Consider the following 3058-nt stretch of genomic DNA (forward strand, 5'->3'; position numbering starts at 1 on the left):
ACAAAAACGTTAAATGCATTAGCTAACGAAGCTGAAATGAACAGGAATGCACAAGAAAATCTGGATGCCGACGAAGTGATTTTTTACAATTCAATTCGCGCTGATTTGGACCTGCTGGTCAGGAAACCCAAAGTACAAACCATACACCAGATCCTGGATTATTCAAAAAGCTTACGTTAGTCCCTATTGCGGATTCCCCCACTGGTTCATAGATCATAATTGTTGAGAAGGTTGTCGATGCGAATCGAAAACCAAAACCCAATGAATGATTTATGAACCTTTCTATTTAAAAGTGGTTCAGTAGTTCACTGGTTCATTCGTTCATTGGTGAAAAGTTTGATAGTTTTGCCGCTTAGTTTAGAATGCTTTGCGTTATTTATTAACAACAAGAAAGCACCAATAAACTAATGAACAAATGAACCAGTGAACTATGTTGAAAGCCGAACGCTACCGCCACTTTGTTGATTATTTTTCTAAAAACCAGCCTAACCCGGTTACGGAGCTACACTATAATAACCCGTTTCAATTATTGGTGGCGGTTATTCTTTCAGCGCAGTGTACCGATAAGCGGATCAACCAGGTAACACCGGCGTTGTTTGAGCGTTTCCCAACCCCGCAGGACCTTGCTGCTGCAACATCCGACGAAGTTTTTTCCTATATCCGATCGGTAAGTTATCCTAATAATAAAGCCAAACATTTGGTAGGAATGGGTAAAATGCTCATAGATGTTTTTAATGGTGAAATACCCGCCGGGATTGAAAACCTGCAAAAATTACCAGGTGTAGGCCGCAAAACCGCCAATGTAATTGCCTCGGTGATTTTTGAAGAGCCTGCTATGGCTGTTGATACCCATGTTTTCAGGGTGGCTAATCGCATTGGCTTAACCAATAATGCCCGTACCCCGCTGGCTGTTGAAAAACAACTGGTTCAAAACATCCCAAAGGAATATATAGCCGTTGCCCATCACTGGTTGATACTGCATGGCCGGTATATTTGTTTGGCGCGCAGCCCCAAATGCGATGTTTGTCCGCTAACCTGGTTTTGCCGGTATTACGAGCGTAACAATACCGAAGCCGCGCTGCAACGGGCCGAAGCCGCAAAAGTTAAGAAAGCCAAAGAAGCTAAAAAGAAAAAGGCACTCAATACGATAAGTAAGGAATTGAAGAAGCGGAGTGTGGAGAAAGAGATTTGATTGCTAAGCTAATGCTGGTTAACTTTCCTTATTAAATCTAAGAGCGTCATTGCTTCGTACCTTGCAATGACGGGCGAATAAAAATTACTAAAAAAATTAGTAATTGTAAAAAATGTAATTATATTTGTTGAAGAAAATAATACGATGGCTAACATAGATAAAAATAGCGCTGATAAATTGAAGGCATTACAGCTTACATTAGATAAGCTGGAAAAATCATACGGTAAAGGTACCATCATGAAATTGGGCGAGTCCGTAATTGAACAAACGGAGGTTATATCAACCGGCTCATTGGGCCTTGATATTGCTTTGGGTGTTAATGGGTTGCCTAAAGGCAGGATCATTGAGATCTACGGGCCTGAATCATCAGGTAAAACAACTTTGGCTATCCATGCCATTGCCGAATCGCAAAAGAACGGTGGTATCGCTGCCTTTATTGATGCTGAGCATGCTTTCGACCGTTTTTATGCCAAGAAATTAGGTGTAGATGTTGAAAATTTGCTGATCTCTCAACCGGACAACGGCGAGCAGGCTCTGGAAATTGCTGATAACCTGATCCGCTCAGGGGCTATTGATATTTTAGTTATTGACTCCGTTGCTGCATTAGTACCAAAAGCAGAGATCGAAGGCGAAATGGGCGATTCAAAAATGGGCTTACATGCACGTTTGATGTCGCAGGCATTGCGTAAGCTAACCGGTACTATCAGCAAAACCGGATGCTGCTGTATTTTCATTAACCAGTTGCGCGATAAGATCGGCGTTATGTTTGGTAACCCCGAAACTACAACAGGCGGTAACGCATTGAAATTCTATGCTTCGGTACGTTTGGATGTACGCCGGATCTCGCAAATTAAAGATACCGACGAGGTTTCAGGTAACCGTGTAAAGGTTAAAATCGTTAAAAACAAAGTTGCCCCTCCGTTCCGTATAGCCGAGTTTGACATTATGTTTGGCGAAGGTATTTCAAAGGCAGGTGAGATCATTGACCTGGGTGTTGAGTACAACATTATTAAAAAAGCAGGCTCATGGTTCAGCTATGGTGAAACCCGTTTAGGTCAGGGTCGTGATGCTGTTAAGCAACTGATCCTTGATAACCCTGAACTACAGGAAGAACTGGAAAATAAGATCAAAGAAACTGTAACCGGCGAAAGCATGGAAGAAGTGTAACCAGGGGTACACTAATTTTTGAAAGTGATTTAATCTATATATGAGAAGAGCTTCCCGGAAGGGGGGCTTTTTTTATAATATAAAATATAAGACTGCCGCGGGTTTAGCGCAGCGTAACCCGTGGTATAGCACAATTTAAGCTTCCAGCTTAAATAACCAATAACCTAAATCATGAGCCGCAATTATAAATTCCATAACCAGGAGTTTCCCTATTTTGTAACTTTCACTGTTGTACAATGGATAGATGTATTCACCAGAATTGAATACAAAGATATTTTGGTTGAGAGCCTAAAGTATTGTATCAAAAACAAAGGCCTCAAGTTATATGCCTGGGTGATCATGAGCAACCACGTACATTTAATTATCGGAACAACGGATAAACCAATGCAGGATATTTTAAGGGATATCAAAAGGCACACTTCTAAAACCATTATCAAAGCAATTGAGGAAAACTTGCAGGAGAGCAGGCGCGACTGGCTACTTTGGTTCTTTGAACGCGAAGTCCGGAAAAACCCAGGTAACGAACATTACAAGTTTTGGCAGACTGGCAGCCATCCTATTGAATTGTTTGGTAACAAGATGATTGATCAAAAACTTGACTATTTGCATAATAACCCTATCGCTGCCGGCTGGGTTGACAGGCCGGAGCATTTTCTGTATAGCAGTGCCAGGGATTATGCTGGTGATAAAGGTTTAATT

General features: G+C 41.5%; 4 protein-coding genes. All 4 read left to right on the forward strand.

Annotated features, from left to right (window positions below):
* Positions 1-180: hypothetical protein (locus tag VF500_RS22350; protein ID WP_330861799.1), on the forward strand; the 180-nt coding region annotated here is incomplete at its 5' end.
* A 250-nt stretch (positions 181-430) separates the two neighbouring features.
* A complete protein-coding gene (nth, locus tag VF500_RS22355; RefSeq protein ID WP_330861800.1) occupies positions 431-1192 on the forward strand; it encodes an endonuclease III in 762 nt (253 codons plus the stop codon).
* A gap of 144 nt (positions 1193-1336) precedes the next feature.
* On the forward strand, positions 1337-2359 hold the full coding sequence (gene recA / locus VF500_RS22360; protein ID WP_321557062.1) for a recombinase RecA: 1023 nt from the start codon (positions 1337-1339) through the stop codon (positions 2357-2359).
* A gap of 171 nt (positions 2360-2530) precedes the next feature.
* Positions 2531-3058: REP-associated tyrosine transposase (locus VF500_RS22365; RefSeq protein ID WP_330861801.1), on the forward strand; the 528-nt coding region annotated here is incomplete at its 3' end.

This window comes from Mucilaginibacter sp., assembly GCF_036383575.1.
In the GTDB taxonomy this organism is placed as follows: domain Bacteria; phylum Bacteroidota; class Bacteroidia; order Sphingobacteriales; family Sphingobacteriaceae; genus Mucilaginibacter.